The organism is Prevotella sp. E9-3 (assembly GCF_022024015.1).
Lineage (GTDB): Bacteria > Bacteroidota > Bacteroidia > Bacteroidales > Bacteroidaceae > Prevotella.
Genome location: NZ_CP091786.1, coordinates 707,871 through 727,584 on the forward strand (window position 1 = coordinate 707,871; position 19,714 = coordinate 727,584).

9 protein-coding genes are annotated in these 19,714 nt (G+C 46.3%); 4 read left to right on the plus strand and 5 right to left on the minus strand.

Annotated elements, in window-relative coordinates:
- Positions 1-10: 10 nt before the first annotated feature.
- The gene (locus L6475_RS02575; protein WP_237822232.1) at positions 11-2,818 is read right to left on the minus strand and encodes an ATP-binding protein; all 2,808 of its coding nucleotides are present in this window, start codon (positions 2,816-2,818) and stop codon (positions 11-13) included.
- A 158-nt stretch (positions 2,819-2,976) separates the two neighbouring features.
- On the opposite strand from L6475_RS02575, the gene L6475_RS02580 reads away from it, so the two are divergent.
- Positions 2,977-5,187 carry a beta-glucosidase gene (locus L6475_RS02580; RefSeq protein WP_237822234.1) on the plus strand — a complete coding sequence of 737 codons (2,211 nt, stop codon included), beginning with the start codon at positions 2,977-2,979 and terminating at the stop codon, positions 5,185-5,187.
- A 79-nt stretch (positions 5,188-5,266) separates the two neighbouring features.
- Here the strand turns inward: L6475_RS02580 and L6475_RS02585 are convergent, their stop codons facing one another.
- Together L6475_RS02585 and L6475_RS02590 are read right to left on the minus strand one after the other, a co-directional pair.
- Entirely contained in the window at positions 5,267-5,734 is a 468-nt protein-coding gene (locus L6475_RS02585; RefSeq protein ID WP_237822236.1) for a T9SS type A sorting domain-containing protein, read from the minus strand.
- A gap of 159 nt (positions 5,735-5,893) precedes the next feature.
- Positions 5,894-8,041 (minus strand): acetate--CoA ligase family protein, encoded by a 2,148-nt coding sequence (locus L6475_RS02590; RefSeq protein WP_237822238.1) that lies wholly within the window; start codon positions 8,039-8,041, stop codon positions 5,894-5,896.
- Positions 8,042-8,254: 213 nt separating this feature from the next.
- Between L6475_RS02590 and L6475_RS02595 the strand changes: the two genes are divergently transcribed.
- The 3 genes from L6475_RS02595 to meaB all read left to right on the plus strand — a co-directional run bounded on the left by L6475_RS02595 (position 8,255) and on the right by meaB (position 16,075).
- Positions 8,255-13,810, plus strand: coding sequence for an alpha-2-macroglobulin family protein (locus L6475_RS02595; protein ID WP_237822240.1), 5,556 nt, complete (start codon positions 8,255-8,257; stop codon positions 13,808-13,810).
- Position 13,811: 1 nt separating this feature from the next.
- Positions 13,812-14,897, plus strand: a complete 1,086-nt coding sequence (locus tag L6475_RS02600; protein WP_237822242.1) for a DUF1573 domain-containing protein — start codon at positions 13,812-13,814, stop codon at positions 14,895-14,897.
- A gap of 83 nt (positions 14,898-14,980) precedes the next feature.
- Positions 14,981-16,075: a methylmalonyl Co-A mutase-associated GTPase MeaB gene (gene meaB / locus L6475_RS02605; RefSeq protein ID WP_237822245.1), complete on the plus strand. Its 1,095-nt coding sequence runs from the start codon at positions 14,981-14,983 to the stop codon at positions 16,073-16,075.
- Positions 16,076-16,572: 497 nt separating this feature from the next.
- Here the strand turns inward: meaB and L6475_RS02610 are convergent, their stop codons facing one another.
- Complete coding sequence (locus L6475_RS02610) at positions 16,573-18,711, minus strand: S8 family serine peptidase (protein ID WP_237822247.1); 2,139 nt, start codon at positions 18,709-18,711, stop codon at positions 16,573-16,575.
- Between the two features lie 122 nt (positions 18,712-18,833).
- Positions 18,834-19,712: a 4-hydroxy-3-methylbut-2-enyl diphosphate reductase gene (locus L6475_RS02615; protein ID WP_237822249.1), complete on the minus strand. Its 879-nt coding sequence runs from the start codon at positions 19,710-19,712 to the stop codon at positions 18,834-18,836.
- Positions 19,713-19,714 lie beyond the last annotated feature (2 nt).

Sequence of the window (19,714 nt, forward strand, 5' to 3'; positions counted from 1 at the left end):
TTCTTACTGTTTAATAGTCATTTTTTCGATTGATGGCACTTGCTGTGGCAGGGATTGCAATCCATACCACAGTTCCTTTTCCTTCAGTCGAATTTATCTCTATAGTTCCTCCCATTTGTTCGGTAAGTTCCTTACAGATGGGCAGTCCTAATCCCGTACCTTTATGGTTGCCGCTTGTAAAACGTTCATATATTTGTGAGAGTAACTCCTCAGACATGCCTTTACCAGTATCCTCAATAGTGATAAAAAGCTTGCCGTTTATATAGTCATAACGAGCCAATACCATTCCCTGGTCTGTGTGTTGAACGGCATTTCTGACTATTTGTTCAATGACACGACCTATATTGGTATCGTCTATGTCAACAACCAGTTGATCGTATCGGTTTTCAACGATGTATTTTACTCCCTCTTTTTGATAGCCTGTCCATGCTGCCTCACAGTGATTGGCAAAAGAAAGTGAGAAATCCGTGGGCTGCTTGTTCATTTCAATCATGTGAGCATCCAGTCTTGACAGAAACAGAATGTCGTTGATGAGTTCAAGTAAGTGAGCTGAATTGTTTTTGATTTCTTCGATAAAGATGAGTTCGTCTTCAGGCGTGTGATCCTGTTCGAAAAGTTCTGAGAAACCTACAACAGCATTCAGTGGCGTGCGAATCTCATAGCTCATGTTGCGGAGGAAAGAGTTCTTCAGGTCTTCCACTTCTTGTGCGCGTACAGTCTCTTTCTGGAGCAAAACCTCGGTCGCTTTTATCTCGCTTAGATCACGGCACATGCCGAAATATCCGTTTACATTTCCTTCTGCATCGAATGTGGGCACAAAGCGGAACTGAAGGAACAGATTTTTGCCTTTTACCCGTAGTGTAGTCATGATGTCGGCGGTAATACTGTTCTTTGTGAGCTCATCCATACTGTTCAGTGCGCGCATGGCAGTTTTTTTTGACGTTTCATGAGCCAGTGTCATACAGCGCGATTGGGTCAATGTGTGTTGGATCACTTCCAGTCCTTTGAAAATGGTCAGTGTGTGGGTGCTTGGAGAATAGAATGCCATGCGCACACCGCCCACTCCCATCACATAGTTGATGTTTTGTGCATAGTCGGTCACTTTCTGTGTGGCCTGTTTTACTTCTGCAACACTCTTTTGAAGAGTACGGTAAGTACGGACGACCTCAGTCACATCCCTACCCGTACCGTAAGCGCATTGTAACGCTCCCTGCTCATCGTGTATGGGCACCAACTGGAGCTCGTAGAACATGGCATTTTCAGCTTTTGCAGTACACCCTGTTCCGTCAGGCTTCACGAATAAGGTAGAATAGAAGTAGTCAAATGAGTTATAGTCAAAATCCTTAATGTTCATAATCTGCTGCATGCTGATTTTGTTCTTGACCACTTCTTGCAGCGACATTCTGAAGGTTTTCTGTGCGCGCTCGTTCATGTCGGCGATATATCCGTCTTTATCGTAATATACCATATCGACTAATGCTGTATCGAATACAGAACGGTATCGGCTTAAACGCTCTAATGCTTCTTGCTGGCGTTTGCGCTCCTCGTAAACGTCTGAACAAACAGCAATTATAATGTGTGGTTTTCCGTGCTTTCTACGCAGAACAGACATGTTGATGACGTAGATACGGTCGCCTCCTTCGGGATTGCTTTCAGCAAAGGTGACGACTTCAAGTTGGAGGGTCTCTGCTTCTTCGTTTTCAAGCTTATCCAAACATTCCACTATGCGTCTCATGTTTTCTTCACCTACACGGTTGGTCATTGCACTGATAGGGTAACGCTGACTGGCAACACCGTCGTGGTCGAGCCAAGTGAATTTACGCGCTTTGATATCAAATAGCCAGATACTAAGTCCGCTGGTATGCATGATGAGGGCAAGTCTTCTCGTACGCTTTTTCCCTTCTTCAATAGCTCTCCGTTCCCTGTAAATGGCCCAAACAGCAAAGAAAACAAGCAGGATGACAAGGATGACGCTGATGTTCAGAATGTTCCATATCCATGATGGAATGTTCGTGTTCTGAGTTTCAGGATAGAACCATTTGTTTTGTAACGAAGACAACTCGTTTCTTGAGTCAATCTCGTTGTACACTGAGTCTATTTTGTTTAGCAGCCATCTGTCGTTTGACATAAAACGATATTCACCGTCTGTCATTTCTACAGGAGCTATGTTGAGATTCTCAATATGGTACATATGAAGCAAACTCTTCAGTGAGGCAGTGTTCCATAGAATCTGACCTTCTTCCGATTCCGATAGTTCAATGATAGCGTGCTTCATGTCGGTATGCGGAATGGCATTGTAGTGCCATCCGTTGCTTTCCATCAAATGATGACTGTAACTGCCTTCGTGTACGATGACCGTTTCATGACCTAAGTCGGAAAGTTTAAATATAGTTCGCTTTTCTTTTTTAGGCCATACTACGCTATGGGTAAACAAATGTACGAGAACTTTGCCGAATTTGGCATAAGGATTATGGAAATGCGCATCCATGCCAAGGCTGAGGTCTGCTTTGCCATCTTTTAGGTCGTTCAACACCTGACTGCGTTCTTTCAGTCTGATTACGTAAGGGATATTCAGCTTTTCCATGATAGCCCTAACCAAGTCAAGGTTGTAGCCCATCTCCTCGCCGTTGTCGTTGCGGAAAGCATAAGGCCACAAATCCAATGCGTCTTCAAATACCAGTGGATTTTCTTTGGTATATTCCCTTAGTGGATTTTCTTGATTTGTTGAGAAATCGTCTTGTGGTAGGGCAAATATTTGTACAGGCATGAATAACATGAACAGTACCGCAATTCCCATTGCATTTAATGATTGCCTCATTTCGTTTGTTATTGGTTAGTGCAGCAAAAGTACGAAAAAAGTATTAAATTGCAAAAGGATTCCTTTGTTTTTTGTTGTCGAACATTGTTTTTTGGTAAGAAATACTTAACTTTGCAGCAATTAACCCAACAATCATAAATTAAACATAACCCAAAACAATGAAGAAATTGTTCGTTTTAGCAGCATTCGCCTTGCTTGCTGTAGGCACTAATGCACAGGTGTATCAGAATCCGAACGCTCCCATCGAGGTACGCATTCAAGATGCACTCAGTAGGATGACTGTTCACGAGAAAGTGAATCTGTTGCATGGACAGAGTAAGTTCACCAGTGCCGGCGTGCCTCGTCTTGGTATTCGCCAGTTGAACATGGATGATGGCCCTCATGGTGTGCGTGAGGAGTTGGAATGGAATGCATGGAATGCCGCTCATTGGACCAATGACTCTATTGTGGCTTTCCCTTCTCTTACTTGCCTTGCAGCTACTTGGAACCGTGATTTGGCTACACTATACGGTCATTCTGTCAGTGAAGAGTTTGCCTATCGCGGAAAAGATCTTATGCTTGGCCCTGGTGTAAATATTCAGCGTACGCCTTTGAATGGACGTGCATTTGAATATATGGGTGAAGATCCTTATCTGGCTGGTGAAATGGTAGTACCTTTTATACAGGCCGTTCAGAAGAATGGTGTTGGTTGTTGCTTGAAACATTTCGTATTGAATGATCAAGAGACCGACCGCTTTAGCGTTAATGTAAATGTGTCGGAGCGAGCCATGCGCGAAATCTATCTCTATCCTTTCGAGCAAGCAGTAAAACGTGCTCGTGTATGGAGTATCATGGGTTCTTATAACCTCTGGCAGAATGTGCATTGTTGTCATAATGATGCTTTGTTGAATGGTATCCTGAAGAAAGAATGGCAGTGGGATGGTACATTAGTCAGTGATTGGGGAGGTACGCATAATACCATGCAGGCAGCTTTGGGCGGTCTTGATATTGAAATGGGTACAGACGGTGATGGCGTTACTCCTGCCAATGAGTTCGGATATGAAGATTTCTATTTAGCCGACAAATTTGAGAAGCTTGTAAAGGAAGGAAAAGTACCGATGTCAGTGCTTGATGAGAAGGCTTCGCGTGTGTTGCGTCTCATTTTCCGTACAGGAATGAATCCAAAGAAAGTAATTGGTAATCTATGTTCAGAAGAGCATTATGATGCCTGTCGCCAGATAGGCGAGGAGGGTATTGTGTTGCTGAAGAATGCTCCTGTTGGCAAGAAGAAAGAGTCTTCATTACTGCCTCTCAATCTGACTAAATATAAGACAATCCTTGTGGTGGGAGAGAATGCAACCCGTTCGTTGACAAAAGGTGGAGGCTCTTCAGAATTGAAGACACTGAAAGATGTTTCTCCTTTGGAAGGCTTACAGGCAAAAGCCAACGGTGTGAATATTCTTTACGCTCAAGGTTATGATTCAGGTCGTGCTCTATATGACAATGTGGATAAAGTAGAACTTTCAAAGAACGAACAGCTGAAGGCTGAGGCTATAGAGAAGGCCCGTCAGGCAGATCTGATTATCTTTGTGGGTGGCTTGAACAAGAATCATAAACAGGATTGTGAAAATGGCGACCGTGAAAGCTATGATCTCAGCTACGGCCAGAACGAGTTGATTGCTCAGTTGGCTCAGATTCAGAAAAATATTGTTGTTGTTACCTTTGGCGGAAATCCTTATGCCATGCCTTGGATTCAGCAGGTGCCCGCCCTTGTTCATTGCTGGTATTTAGGAAGTGAAGCAGGAAATGCACTCGCTGGCATACTGACTGGCGAAGTGAATCCCAGCGGAAAACTCCCTGTTACCTTCGCAAAGAACTATGAAGATTATCCTTATGTGAAGTTTGGTAAGGAAGCATATCCTGGAGTTAATCGTCAGGTCTATTACAAGGAAGACCTTTTTGTAGGCTATCGTGGTTTTGAGAAAGACAAGGTGCAACCTTTGTTCCCCTTCGGCTTCGGTCTTAGCTATACTACGTTCAAATATGGCAAGCCAACCGTTTCTCAAGAGGGAAAAGACTGGGTATTGACCGTTGATATAACCAATAATGGCAAGTGTGAAGGCAAGGAAACCGTTCAGTTGTATGTGGGTAATGAGAAATATGCCACATCAAAGAAAGAAATTACCCGTCCTGCCAAGGAACTGAAGGATTTCGTAAAACTCTCTCTGAAACCAGGCGAAACCAAACAGGCTGTTTTCAGAATCAATGCCAACAGTCTGCGTATTTGGGATGAGACTGCGCATGGATGGAAGACGGAATCAGGCAATTATAAACTCTATATCGGTTCGTCATCAGCTGATATAAAGGAAGTTGCCTCTCTGAAGATCTAATGCCGATTGGTTGAGATTCCTTAACTGGATGAATAAAAAAAACGAAGAGATTTCTTTTGATTCTCTTCGTTTTTTTGTTTTATTTGCTTGTGAATTTCTTCGTTTCTGTTCCTGCTTTTACGATGTAAGTTCCTTTTATCATGCCATCAAGTTTGATGCCTTTCTGAGCATCTTGCGCCTTGATGGAACGAATTACCTTACCACTTAAATCGTAAATGTTAATATAGTCACCCTTCAGATTGTCAACATAAAGTTTACCATCGCGTACTGTGAAGTTCGATTTCTCGTTATCCAATGTTGAGATGTTGGTAGGGTCGGCACTAAAAAACATCTTGGACAGAGTTTCTAGTGGCAACTTCTGTTCAGTACCGTTGGTCAGGTGAAGAATCATGTCGGTTTCATCAAAAGTAATCTTATTGATATTGCCGACTTCAAAGTGTGTTGCCTCGTTGGTTTGGACAATCGTCAGATATGCGTAGTCGTCTGCCAAAACCACGCTGCTAACCGTCAAGAGCAGACAAGTAATAAAGTTACGGAAAGTAATCATGTTTGTAGTCAATTTTATAAATAGTTTGTGCAAAGATAAAAAAGAGTAAGCTATTCCTGTCGCAATGACTTACTCTTTTTTGATTTTTTAATCTTTCTTGTGATGATTCCTTTTAATCTTTCTCATCGAATAATATTTGTCTTTTTCATCGAAAACTCTTTAATCCTTTTCGATACGTATTCGGGCATCAACGGCCACCACATTCTGACCGTCGGCCAACAGCGGGTTGATGTCCATTTCCTTTATTTCAGTGGCAAAGCGTAGTAGGGTAGAGAGGCGCACAATAATCTCGGCATATTTCTGCTCGTTGATTCCTTTCTGCCCGCGTGTGCCTTTCAGTATCTTATAGCCGCGGAGTGAGTGAATCATTGAATAGGCTTCGTTATAGCTAAGCGGTGCTAAGCCACTCGATACGTCCTTCAATACTTCTACAAAGATACCGCCCAGTCCGCATAGCACCACATGCCCGAAACGTTTCTCGTATTTAGCGCCAATGAAGAGCTCTGTACCACTGATCATTTTCTGAACCATGATGGCAGTTGCGTCAGGAATCTGCATCATTCGGTCGAACTCAAGTGCAAGGTGTTCAGCTGTGCGGATGTTCAGTGCCACACCGCCAACATCACTCTTGTGTACAGGTCCTACCACCTTGGCCACAACAGGATAGCCAACTTTTTGGGCAAAGGCTGTCAGTTCTTCTTTTGAGGTGCTTACAAGTTCCGGTACCATAGGAATGCCAGCACAGTCGAACAACTGACGCACCACTTCCGGACTAACGTATCCGTTCCTTTCTTCAAGAGAACTCGGAGATAGATTGCTGATAATTTCACGTATGCGAGGCACGTCAACTCCAAAGAGTTCTATCTCTGGCGGAGCAGGTGCCGGTGTCTTCATAATCTGTGTGAGGGCAGTTGCCAGTGTCACCTCATCACTGAAATTGACATGACCTTTCTTCAAGAATTCTTCTACCTCAGGACCAGCGGTATGCAAGCTTGGCAGAATAGGGAAAATAGGCTTCTTGCACTCCAGTATCTTCTTGTGCAATACGTCATAGGTTTCGTATAGCGTGACTAGTCCTGGCGTACCGAATATTACCATAATGGCATCAATCTCGTCGAATTTGTTTTCGCAATAATCAATTGCTATACCAAGCTGCTCGGGCGTTCCTGTAGCCAATATGTCGATAGGGTTGGCAACCGATGAACCAGGAAATAGTTGGGCTTTCAGCTCTTCGGCAGCAGGTCCTTCAATCTTAGGTACCAGAAGACCACCTTTCGACAATGCATCGGTGAGCATCACGCCCGGTCCGCCGGCATGGGTGACGATAGCAATTCTGAGTGAAGAGTGAAGAGTGAAAAGTGAAGAATTATTTGCAGAGCGAGTGGAAGCAGATTGTGTGGCTTCAGCTGTACGCTCCAAACTCTCAAAGATACAGCCTACAGTGGTCAACTCTTCACGCGAGAAACATCTTACGATGCCCGCTTTACGGAATAGGGCTTCTACTGCCGAATCGCTGCTGGCAATAGCACCTGTGTGACTCGAAGCTGCACGACTTCCACTCTCGCTCGACCCCGATTTGATGGCGGCAATCCTACAGCCCTTCCTTATTAGTGAACTGGCGTGGAATAGTAGTTTGTCGGGATTGGAGATGTTCTCAATATAGAGGAGCTTTATGTGCGAATCGTTTTCCGGGTCAAAGTGCTCGTCCATATATTGCAGCACGTCCTCAATGCCTATCTGCTTTCCATTACCAATAGACCACACGCTATTGAACTGCAAACCTTTGATAACCGCACTTTCCAGGATAAATACCGCCGTTGCACCCGAACCACTGATAAAATCTACACCTTTAGGATTCAGATGTGGAATCGGTTTCGTGAACACAGAATGATGGTGGCGTGTCAGCAGTCCGATGCAGTTCGGACCGATGAGCGAGGCTCCATATTGTTCGCAGATGTCCAGGATATTCTTCTCCAGTTTTCCACCGGCTTTCGTCTCTTCGCCAAATCCTGCTGAGATAATGATGAAAGCACGTGTTCCTTTCTGTGAGGCTAACGCTTTCACACTGTCAGGACACATCTTGGCCGGAATCACTAAAATGGCCAGTTCAGTAGGTGGCAGTTCCTCAATGGCATGAAACACTTTGATGCCCTGCACCTCGTCTTCTTTTGGGTTGACAATACGCAAGGTTCCATCGAAACCACCGTTTATCAGATTTCGCACAATAGCGCCTCCAGGCTTGTGCACATTGTTAGAGCCGCCTATGACGACAATGCTCTTCGGTTGTAATAGTTCTCGGTTAATCATGCGGCAAATATACAAAAAAACTTTTATACAATGACGAAAGAAAAAGAAAAAACACCGAATAACATGATTTTTTACAGAATAATTTACTGCGATAACGATTGATATAATCGTTAAACTTTCATATTTTCACCCCTATATACAGGCGAAATCAGAAAATATAACTATCTTTGCAAAAATAGGAAATTGTCGTATTTTTCTAAAAACCGAAACATCATGATGAAGAAAATCTTTTTAGCTTTGATTTTCCTGTCTGTATTTTCTACAGGAATAGTAAAAGCACAGTCATATAACTCTTTGTGGAATAAAGTTGAAGATGCCGAACGTCAGGATCTTCCCCAAACAGAACGTAAGGTGCTCGGCCAGTTGATTGCCAAGGCCGAACGTGAGGCTCAATATGGTCATCTGCTTAAAGCGTTGCTGAAAGACGGACAGGTTGCTGTGGCCGTGTCGCCCGACTCTCTGACTCCTTTCGTTGAGCGTCTTCAGCAGCGTGAACAAAAAGCAAAAACTATTCCCCTTCAGGCTGTCTATCAGGCTGTGTTGGGACATATCTATACCACACAGCCCACTTTAGGAGATAACAGTAAAAACATTGGCCGGTCCTATCAGCAAAAGGCAATGAGCCATCCGAAGGAACTTGCTGCTGTGAAAGCTGCCGACTATCAGCCGTTGTTAGTGAAAGGTTCCGATGGTTTCTATTATGGCGACAATCTGCTGAGTGCCATTGCTTACGAAACAGGACAGTTCAAGGCCCTTCATGCTTACTATCTTACCACCCCGAACCGTGTTGCGCAGTTGCTGTCGGGTATTGAATGGCTGAAGGCGGAAACTGATCGTTCTAAAATAATAATAACACATAAAAAAGATGTGGCTCGCTTCGACTCGCTGATGGTTCACTATGCTGATCTCCCCGAATGTGGTGAGGCTGCTATTGCGCGTTATAAAAAGTCAGAGGAATTGATTGGTATCACAGAGAAACAAATGATAGATTATATCGATGAGGCTTTGAAACGTTGGGGAACATGGAAACGTATGGATGTTCTTCGAAATGAAAAGGCCTTACTTACAATGCCTTTCTTTCATATAGCTTTCGACGAATTGTTGATGATACCCAGTCAAGAGAAGAAGATAGACCTTAAATTGCGCAATCTTCATTCTTTAACCATGAAGGTGTATCGTGTCAATGTCAGTGGCGATACATCACTTGACCCTTCAAACAAAAAAGACTATGAGCAATTGAAAAAGTTGCTTACGCCCATGCCTGAGGCTACCATTACCAAACAATTCTTACCCTATCTTCCTTATGAACAATTTAAGGATTCAATGTTCGTCAAAGGTCTGCCTGCAGGTGTCTATATGCTTGAGTTCAGTTCGCAACCTCAGACAGAAACGATACACACTCTTCTCTTTGTGAGTGATGTGCGCTTGCTACAGTACGACCTGCCCCGTGACAAGAAGCGCTTTGTTGTAGTTGATGCTACCACTGGTCAGCCCATGAAGGATGCTTCGATACGACTTTCTGTTCGCAAGAACGGCCTGAATGACAAGAAGGAGACCATCACACTGGCTACTGACAAAGAGGGTGAGTGTATTTTCGACTGTGGGAAAGATGTGATTACTTCTGTATATGCATTTACGGATACTGACGTGTATTCTCCTTCCACAGAGTCTCGCAGAACCTATCATTACTATAACAACAACCGCAATTTGAATCGCGTGTCTGTCTTTACCGATCGGGCTATCTATCGCCCAGGTCAGAAAGTACAAGTTGCAGCCATCCTCTATACTACCCGTCATGGAATTGAGCATGAGCCACAGACAGGGAAAAAAGTGGAAGTAAACTTGCGCGATGCCAATTATAAAGAAGTGGCTCATTGCGAACTGACCACTGATGAATACGGTTTGGTGAATACAGAATTTCTGTTACCCTCCAAAGGCCTTTCCGGAAGGTATTCTGTAACTGTTGATGGTCAGACTCACTATTTCAGCGTTGAAGAATATAAACGTCCTACCTTCCAGGTGGAGTTTCCAAAGATTGAACAGAACTATCGCGAAGGCGATACCCTTACTGTCCGAGCCTCAGCTATGAGCTATGCAGGAGTGCCTGTTCAAGGAGCCCGTGTGAAATACACCGTTGAACGGCGCGTGGCTTGGTGGTGGTTCAACTATTATCGTTACTGGGAACAGGCAGGAATAGGAGTTGGCTCCGATTCTGAGCAGTTGTTCCAAGGTGAGACTACGACCGACCGGAATGGCCATTTCGAAGTCTCTATGCCGATGGTAATGCCAAAGGGCGCTTCTCCTCAGTTCTACAATTTCGTGGTAACAGCCGATGTGACCGATGCTGCCGGCGAGAGTCACCAGGGTGAATTGTCGCTGCCTTTGGGAAATCGTCAGACGGTACTTACTGTTGATCTTGAAGAAAAGATTCTTATTGAAAAATCCGAGCCTATGAAATTCCATTGGCTCAATGCTGCCGGCAACGATGTGAATGCAGTGGTTCGCTATCAGATAGATGGCGGAAAATGGAAAGAAATTCAGAGCAATACATCAGTTGCCTTGCCACAGCTGAAGAGTGGACGCCACGAGCTGTTGGCTGTTTGTGGCACCGATTCGTTGAAACGTTCGTTTGTCGTGTTCTCGCTCGATGACACACGTCCGGCTGTTGAGACCGACAACTGGTTCTTCCTTTCAGCCAATCAGTTTGCTAATGATACCGATCCTGTCACCCTTCAGGTAGGCTCTTCTGCCGATATACATATTGTCTATACCATTCTGGCAGGCGATACCGTCATTGAACAAGGTTCCGTTAATCGTTCGGGTGAACTGCTGAATAGAAAGTTCGTCTATAAGGAAGAATATGGCAATGGCCTTACGCTAAGTTTTGCGTGGATACGCAATGGCAAGACTTATACATTCTCTGATGAGATACGTCGTCCTGTACCCAACAAGAATCTTTTATTGAAATGGGAGACTTTCCGCGACCGGCTCATCCCTGGTCAGCAGGAAGAGTGGACATTGACCATTCTTTCGCCCACAGGAGGCAAGATGGAGGGCGCTTCACTGATGGCAACCCTCTACGACAAGAGTCTCGATCAGTTGATGGGTCATCAATGGAAGTTTGATCCTCAAGTCTGGCTGCCATTAGCATACTCTTCGTGGATAAGTGGTCAGCGTTATGGTTTCTATAAATTTGCATCACGCCGTCTTGACCTGAAAGATGTTGAGCCTTTAAAGTTCTGGCAGTTCGACGCTGATGTGTTCCCCAATGTCCGTTCCAATGGTCGGATGAGATTGAGAGGTGCTAAGCCAATGATGATGAATGCACGCTCCAAGGCATCCGATGATATGTTAGAAGAAGTGGTAATAACAGGCTTTGGAGGGAAAAATACAGACGAACTGGCATCGTCAGATGCACCGATTGGATATTATAATGTTCAGGAAAACCTTAACACATCGAAGAAAGGAACTCAGCAGCTGCGCCAGAATTTGCAGGAAACAGCTTTCTTCTTCCCCAGTCTTATCTCTGATGCCGACGGTCGCGTATCGTTGAAGTTCACCCTGCCTGAGAGTCTTACCACTTGGCGCTTTATGGGACTTGCCCATACTAAGGACATGATGTATGGAATGCTTGATGGCGAGACCGTAGCTAAAAAGGATGTGATGATTCAGCCCAACGTGCCCCGTTTCCTGCGTCAGGGCGATGAGGCTGTGCTGACGGCACGTGTGTTTAACACCAGTGATGAGGTGATAGAAGGAACCGTTCGCCTCGAACTGCTGGATGCTGAACGCAATTTCGTTGTGTTCAGCAAACAAGTGAACTGTCTTCTCGAAGCCAACAATACGGTAGCTGTGAGCATTCCTGTTGAAGCGGATGTGCTGAACGGTCATACCCTTTTGATTTGCAAGATGATGGTGACAGGTGAAGATTTTAGTGATGGCGAACAACATTATCTTCCTGTATTGCCTAATCGTGAGCAGGTTACAGTTACCGTACCTTTCGTTCAGACAGAACCAGGTACAAAGACGATTACCCTTCCAGTCGTTCCTCAGCAAGAAAACGGAAAACTGACCGTTGAATACACCAACAATCCTGCTTGGCTGATGATTCAGTCGCTACCCTCACTGGCCCATCCTCACGACAACTGTGCCATCTGTCAGGCAGCCTCTCTCTATACCAACGGACTTGGCCGGTATATTGTTGACCAGAATCCTAGCATAAAGTCTGTCTTTGACACTTGGATGAATGAAGAGCAGCACTCACGGAGAAAGAATACTTCACTCTATTCTTCGCTCGAAAAGAATGACGAACTGAAAGACCTTTTGCTCAGTGAAACTCCTTGGGTGGCAGATGCCGACCGTGAGCGTGATCAGAAACAACGCCTCGTCGATTTCTTTGATGAGACCGTAATGAACGACCGCCTTGAGTCGGCTGTCAAACAATTGAAGGCTCTTCAGAATGCCGATGGCTCTTGGAGCTGGTGGAATGGTATGGAAGGTTCATACTATATGACCGTTGAGGTGAGTCAGATGCTGGTTCGCCTGCAGCAGATGACGGCCAGTCAGAATACTTCCGACTATCGGAAAGATGTGGCATTGATGCTCTCAAAAGCCTTCAATTATATGGACGGCAAAGTATATGAAATGGTGAAACAGATGAAGGAAGATGAGAAGAAAGGTCATAAGCAGGCCTTCCCCTCTCACAAGGCGCTTCAATACCTTTATATATATGCTATCGATGGACGGAAGCCTTCGGCCAATATGGCTTCTTCTCATTCCTATTTGAAGAACCTGCTGAAGAAAGAAGGGCGAAACCTCACCATCTACGACAAGGCCATGGCCAGCATCGTGCTCCAATCGCCGATGTTCCTCAAGAGTCTTCACGAGTGGAGTTCTTATAAGGAAGATGTGGGCCGATACTACGACACGCCACGTGCCCTCTATTCGTGGCGCGACTATCGTATTCCTACCCAAGTGGCAGTCATTGAGGCTTTCAAACGTCTGTTGCCCAGCGATACAAAATCCATTCGTCAGCTGCAGCAATGGCTGCTCCACGAGAAACGTGCCCAGGCTTGGGATACGCCCATCAATACTGTTGAGGCCATCTATGCTTTCTTTGATGGTCAGCAGGAAGTACTGGACAATCAGCCGCAGTCTGTATTGAAAATCGATGGAAAGCCTTTGGTGGGAAACCGCTCCAGTCAGTCGTCTTCGTCCATCGGCTATGTAAAGTCGTCAGTCCCTGTAGCAGCCGATGCTGAGGCCCCACAAGCACTTACCGTCGAGAAAACCTCTTCAGTAACCAGTTGGGGCGCTGTCTATATGCAGTACATGCAGGACGTGAAAGATATCGATGCTCAGGGTAGCGAACTCAGTGTGAACCGCCAACTGCTGGTAGAGAAAGACGGTCGCTTTGTACCACTGGAAGGTCGTGAGGCCGTACTCCGTGTGGGCAGTCGTATTCGTGTGCGCCTCACTATTGATGCTAAGCGCGACCTCGATTTTGTTGAGCTGATCGACAAGCGGGCTGCCTGTCTTGAACCCTTGAACCAACTCAGTGGTTATCACCACGGTGCCTATGTGTCGCCCAAGGACCATTCAACTCAGTATTTCTTCAATGTCATGGCCAAAGGACGCCGTGTCGTAGAGACAGAATACTATGTGGACCGTGTCGGCCGTTACGAAACAGGCGTGTGCACCGTTCAGTGTGCCTATGCGCCCGAATACCGTGCTACCACTCATTCAATGACCCTTATCGTGACTGAATAATATGCAGAAAAAGTTATTGTTTACCCTCTTACTCGCCCTTGGCATTTTAACAGCCCAGGCTCAGAAACTCGTTTGCGACCACCCCACGCTGAACTGTGGAAAGACCAGCTATATGGTGCCCATTACGGCCACCTTTGAACTGCAGAACAAGAGTTCCCGCCGTGTGTTTATTGAGGATGTGCACCCCGACTGCGGATGCACTAAAGTCAATGTATCGAAAGCCGAACTGGGAGGCGGCGAGAAATGTACCATCAAGCTGAGCTATGATGCCCGTATGCTGGGCCATTTTGAAAAAACGGCTGCCGTGACTTATCGTGGCAGGCAGGGCGAAGTGGCTGCTCCTGTCTTTCTGAAGATGAAAGGTGTGGTGCTCACCGAACTGACCGACTATAGCGGTACTTATCCCTATGCCATGGGCGACCTGCTGGCTGATAAGAACGTATTGGAGTTTGACGATGTGAACAAAGGCGACCATCCTCAGCAGATTATTAATGTGGTGAACAATGGCGACCGCCTTATGCAGCCCAACATCCAGCATCTGCCATCGTATTTGGAGGCTGAGTCGGTGCCCACTGAACTTCTGCCGGGAAAGAGCGGCAAAATCGTTCTTACCCTGAACTCAGAGTCAATCCACGATTTCGGTCTTACCCAGACTACGGTTCATCTGGCTAGTCAGTTGGGCGAGATAGTAAGCAGCGAGACCGAAGTGCCGGTATCGGTAGTGCTCTTACCCGACCTTACCAACTTTGAGGGTAAGAACAAGCAATATGCACCTAAGATGACCCTCTCGACCGATTCGCTGATATTAGGCCTTGTGGATGGAAAACTACGTAAGAAAGGCGAGTTGACAATTACTAATAGCGGTCGTATTGATCTCGATATCTCGTCTATCCAGATGTTTACCGGAGGCCTTCGGCTGACATTGGGTAAGCGCATCCTTCAGCCTGGTGAGCAGACCAAACTGAAGATCACGGCCAATCTTGCCCAATTGAAAAAGGCTCGCTCAAAACCCCGCGTGCTCATGATTACAAACGATCCCGATGCCTCGAAAGTGGTAATACCGATAATAGTGAAAAGTAAAAAGTGAAAAATTTCTTGCCGTGCAAGCGTCCAAAGGCCGAGCGGCTACCGCTTGACAGGTACTGAAGTGAAAAGTAAAAGCCTACGAATATGGAACATCCCGAGAATAGTGCAGAATTTGCAGGACTGCAAGTGAACAGCGGCGTTGAACAACAGTCCATCGTCAATCCCTACCTGCAGCGTAACCGTTTCAAACGTCGTGAACTGTCAGTGGGCGAAATGGTTGAAGGCATCCTCAAAGGCGATGTCACCATTCTCTCACAGGCTGTGACCCTCGTAGAGAGTGCCAATCCTGACCATTATCAGAAGGCACAGGAAGTGATAGACCGGTTGCTGCCTTATAGCGGAAACAGTATTCGTGTGGGTATCAGTGGCGTGCCTGGAGCAGGTAAGTCCACCAGTATCGATGAGTTTGGCATGCACATTCTGAAAGAGAAAGGCGGCAAGCTGGCTGTGCTTGCCATCGACCCTTCCAGTGAGCGTACCAAAGGCAGTATTTTAGGCGATAAGACACGCATGGAGAAACTTGCTCTTCACCCCGATTCCTTTATCCGTCCTAGTCCGTCTGCAGGTTCTTTGGGAGGTGTTGCCCGCAAAACCCGTGAGACCATTATCTTGTGTGAGGCTGCCGGTTACGACAAAATCTTTGTTGAAACCGTGGGCGTTGGTCAGAGTGAGACAGCCTGCCATTCTATGGTCGATTTCTTCTTGTTGATTCAGGTGGCAGGAACGGGCGATGAGCTGCAGGGCATCAAACGTGGCATCATGGAAATCAGCGATGGTATTGTCATCAACAAGTGCGATGGCGACAATGTGGACCGTTGCCACATGGCGGCTACCAATTTCCGTAATGCGCTCCATTTCTTCCCCAAACCCGAAAGCGGATGGCTGCCACGGGTGCTTTGCTATAGTGGTTTCTATGGCTTGGGAATCAAGGAAATTTGGGATATGATCTACGAGTATATTGGTTTTGTGAAGGACAATGGCTATTTCGACCTGCGCCGAAATGAACAGGCTAAGTATTGGATGTACGAGAGTATTAATGAACACCTGCGACTGAATTTCTACAACAATCCACTTATTCAGCAGCAACTCACCGAAGCAGAACGTACCGTTCTTTCCGGACAAAAAACCAGTTTCGTTGCCGCGCAGGACTTGCTTGACATGTACTTCAAGAACCTCTAATTCTGCATAAATATACTGTTCTCTTTTCGAAAATTAAGACAAATAAAAATTGCAAACTAGAACGGAGAGACAACGAAAATTTACCTTTTTTGTACTTGAACGGCCTTTATACCGCAATTTACTGCATCTTATACCGCAATCCTTTAAGTTTTATACCGCAACTTAATGGTAGTTGCAGTATAACTTAATGGTAGTTGCAGTATAGCTTTTATTCAGTTGAGGTATAACTACCGTTCAATTGCAGCCTTTATTCGGGGGGTATAAAGGAAAAATAAACGCCCTTTTTGAGTGATATAATCGTAAACAATTGGTGTTCAGTAAGTTGCGAATAATTCGCAACTTACACTACAATTGCTCATATTTCGCACAGAGAAGTCCAAAGTAGGAGTTGGTGAATTCCACGCGATTCTCACGCGTTTTAATGGAATAAATATACATCATAAAAATGTATGTATATTCTTTTTTGGGGGGCAGTCAGTTTTGTTGGGTGTTCTCTATCAGAAACCACTTCCCATCATGACAAGTGTAGAGCCGTTCACCTTTTTGCACCCGTCCAGTTGAACGGCGTAAATAGCCGCAGGCAGTGATGGAAGAGCTACGCTATAGTGAGTGTCACCTTGCGGTAGTTGGGTAGAGAACACTTCGTGACCATTAAGTGCGAACATTCGAACCTTGACAGGCTGTTCAGTTGGTTGCGACAGACTTATGAGTAGCTGCTTGTTGCGAAGAGCCACTTTGGCAGGAGTATGATAGTCGGCCACTTCATTGATACGGTCCACATGGAGAATGCTTAGTAGTCCGCTATATACGTCTATCTCGCCATAACCATACTCGTTGTTGGGGTAGGAAAGAGAAGGGTCTGGCTGGCGACATGTGCGGCTCAGCAGTTCTATTACATCCTCGGGAGTAAGATCCGGTTTGGCTTGCAGCCACAGCGCGATGGCTCCTGCTACGGCAGGACACGACATAGAGGTGCCCGAATTTGAGTTCCATGCATAGGTGCGCCCGTTGAAAGGAAACTCTGCTACATCCCATTTTATGTCGCCGGCATTAGGATGATTCTCTAAGTAGAAGCTGCTATAGGAGGAGATGATGTTATTGCCGGGAGCCACTACGTCGGGTTTTATTCGCCCGTCTGCCGTAGGACCTACCGACGAGAAGCCAATACGTCGTCCGTGTGGGCCCAGATGATAGGATTTCCATTGTCCATTAACATTCAGAATGCTGTCGCGATAGGAGGTGGCGCCAACGGAAATCACACGTGGAGCACTTGAAGGCGAATGAACGTTTCGTATCGTCTCACCGGCACAAAGCTGAGGATTCCTGTCGTTGGTTGTCAATACTACCGACCCGCGCCATAGTTCCACATCGGCATCGTTGCCCAACAGTTCGATGGAAAGAGGTGCATCGTAGCCTATTTTCTTGTTGGCATAGAACATGAGGTCGTAGCACACCTCCTTCGGATTATAGCACGATGGATAGGCTTGCACCTGCAGCGAGTCAAATGCGGAGAAGGATGGAAGCGATAGCAGCGAGTCTTTTGCTGCCCACACCTCAGTTGCGGGAACCGTCAGTGTGTCGTTTCGTTCTGCTCCATAAGCCACAAGGCGTATCTCAAAGGCATCGGCCGATTTTAATGTACAGTACATCCTTGACGAACCTAAAAGGAACGAACCCATCGATGCGGTGCCGCGTTCTTTTCTGAACCATGACTTCACATTTCCCTGATTGCCGGCGGCAGCCACAAGAATACGCCCTGGACCTACTAAACTGTCAAGCATCTCATAGTAGAGTTGGTCGTAGCCCCAGAAATCCTGACTGCTTCCTTCGCTGAACGATACCACACATGGCTTGTTGACACGCTTGGCGTAGTCGAAAAGGTATTTAAAGCCGAGGGCATCGGTGGCGAAAGTGAAACGGTCGTATAGGGCTGAGTCGATGAGTGCCGCATTGTCGCTCACAGCATTGGCAACAAGACAGATGTCGGCATTGGGAGCTAATCCCTGATAGGGGGAATCATAGCCGCTGCCGGCAGCAATGCCGACGGTATGAGTGCCATGCGCCTGGTCGAGTCCGTCGCGTGAATGGCCCAGCTCCAGCAAGGTTTCCTTTCCCACATAGTCGCGGCCTACCGGAAAACTGCTGCCTATGGTGTCGTTTGAGAGCATGTCCCAAAGACATTTGATGCGATAGTTGGACATACTGCGGTCGTAGAACGTAGGGTGGGTGAGGTCGAAACCGATATCCATCACTCCCACTACAACACCTTCGCCGGTGTAGGCTTGCGGAATGTTGTGCCCCTGATGAACAGGAACTGCGTTGATGCAATGAGAGACCGTGTCAAGTAGTATGTTTCCCATGGGGCGAGCTTCCATGCGCAACACACGCTTGTCGGCAGCCATTGCCGAAAGACTGTTGACAGGAATATTTGCCACATGGATATTGCCCACTTTGGCCAAACTGCGAGCACCATATTCCCCAAGCGTCGCATCGTCGGTGAGTCGGATGAATGCACAGACCATTCGCTGATTGGCCTGCCGGGCAAACTGTGGTGCCAACGCTTCTCTTGCTGGTTGTTCAGTTCTTGTCCGGTTGTCGGCAGCCATTTGGCGGAGCCACGGCGACAACTTACTCAAACCTGTTGTTTGGCCAGATGCACCAAGTGTACAGACGACCAATAATAATAAGGTGTATAGAACCCGCATCATAGGCATGGGTGAATATGGTGAAAAAAAAGAGAATAGAATCCTTTTAGTAGCTATAGTTCAAGAATGGCATCCCTGCACTGCTCCATCAGCCATTTTGGCGTAGAGGTGGCTCCGCAGATACCGACAGTTGATATGTTCTTGAGCCATTCGGGGTGAATTTCCTCAGGACCTTCAATCAGATGACTGTTCGGATTCACCCGCAAGCACTCGTTGAACAATACCTTTCCGTTTGAGCTCTTACGACCGCACACGAAAAGTATAAGGTCGTGACGAGCGGCAAACTGCGAGATGTTGGGCATACGATTGGCCACCTGTCGGCAAATGGTGTCGAAAGAACGGAACGTGGCCGTTGGGGCAATATGACTCTTTATGTAGTCGATAATACGGTGAAAACCGTCGAGCGACTTGGTTGTTTGCGAATACAGGTAGATATCGCGCGTGAAGTCGAGCGCTTTGACATCCTCAAACTCCTCCACAACAATAGCTTCGCCCTGCGTCTGTCCCACCAGTCCCAATACTTCGGCATGACCGTTCTTGCCGAAAATCACAATCTGGGTAGAACCTGCTGAGTGCTGTTCTGATTCCTGCTCGAACTGCATCTTAATGCGTTTCTGTAGTTGCAGTACCACCGGACAGGTTGCATCAATAATTTCGATATTGTTTTTCCGGGCCAGTTCATAAGTGGTAGGAGGTTCTCCATGGGCACGTAACAGCACTTTTGCGTCGTGCAACTGGGCCAGCTCGTCGTGATTAATGGTGATCAGTCCCATCTTGCGCAGTCGCTCGCACTCCATCCCGTTGTGCACAATATCGCCCAGGCAATAGAGTGTAGAGCCTTTTGCCAGTTCCTCTTCGGCCTTTTTGATGGCAGTGGTCACACCAAAGCAGAAACCACTGCCATTGTCTATTTCTATTTGCAGGTTGTTCATGT

Excerpts from the sequence above, each read along its gene's own strand:
- L6475_RS02600 (WP_237822242.1), top strand. The coding sequence starts at position 13,812 with ATGCAGAAAAAGTTATTGTTTACCCTCTTACTCGCCCTTGGCATTTTA.
- L6475_RS02595 (WP_237822240.1), top strand. The coding sequence starts at position 8,255 with ATGATGAAGAAAATCTTTTTAGCTTTGATTTTCCTGTCTGTATTTTCT.
- L6475_RS02580 (WP_237822234.1), top strand. The coding sequence starts at position 2,977 with ATGAAGAAATTGTTCGTTTTAGCAGCATTCGCCTTGCTTGCTGTAGGC.
- L6475_RS02615 (WP_237822249.1), bottom strand. The coding sequence starts at position 19,712 with ATGAACAACCTGCAAATAGAAATAGACAATGGCAGTGGTTTCTGCTTT.
- L6475_RS02585 (WP_237822236.1), bottom strand. The coding sequence starts at position 5,734 with ATGATTACTTTCCGTAACTTTATTACTTGTCTGCTCTTGACGGTTAGC.
- L6475_RS02575 (WP_237822232.1), bottom strand. The coding sequence starts at position 2,818 with ATGAGGCAATCATTAAATGCAATGGGAATTGCGGTACTGTTCATGTTA.
- meaB (WP_237822245.1), top strand. The coding sequence starts at position 14,981 with ATGGAACATCCCGAGAATAGTGCAGAATTTGCAGGACTGCAAGTGAAC.
- L6475_RS02590 (WP_237822238.1), bottom strand. The coding sequence starts at position 8,041 with ATGATTAACCGAGAACTATTACAACCGAAGAGCATTGTCGTCATAGGC.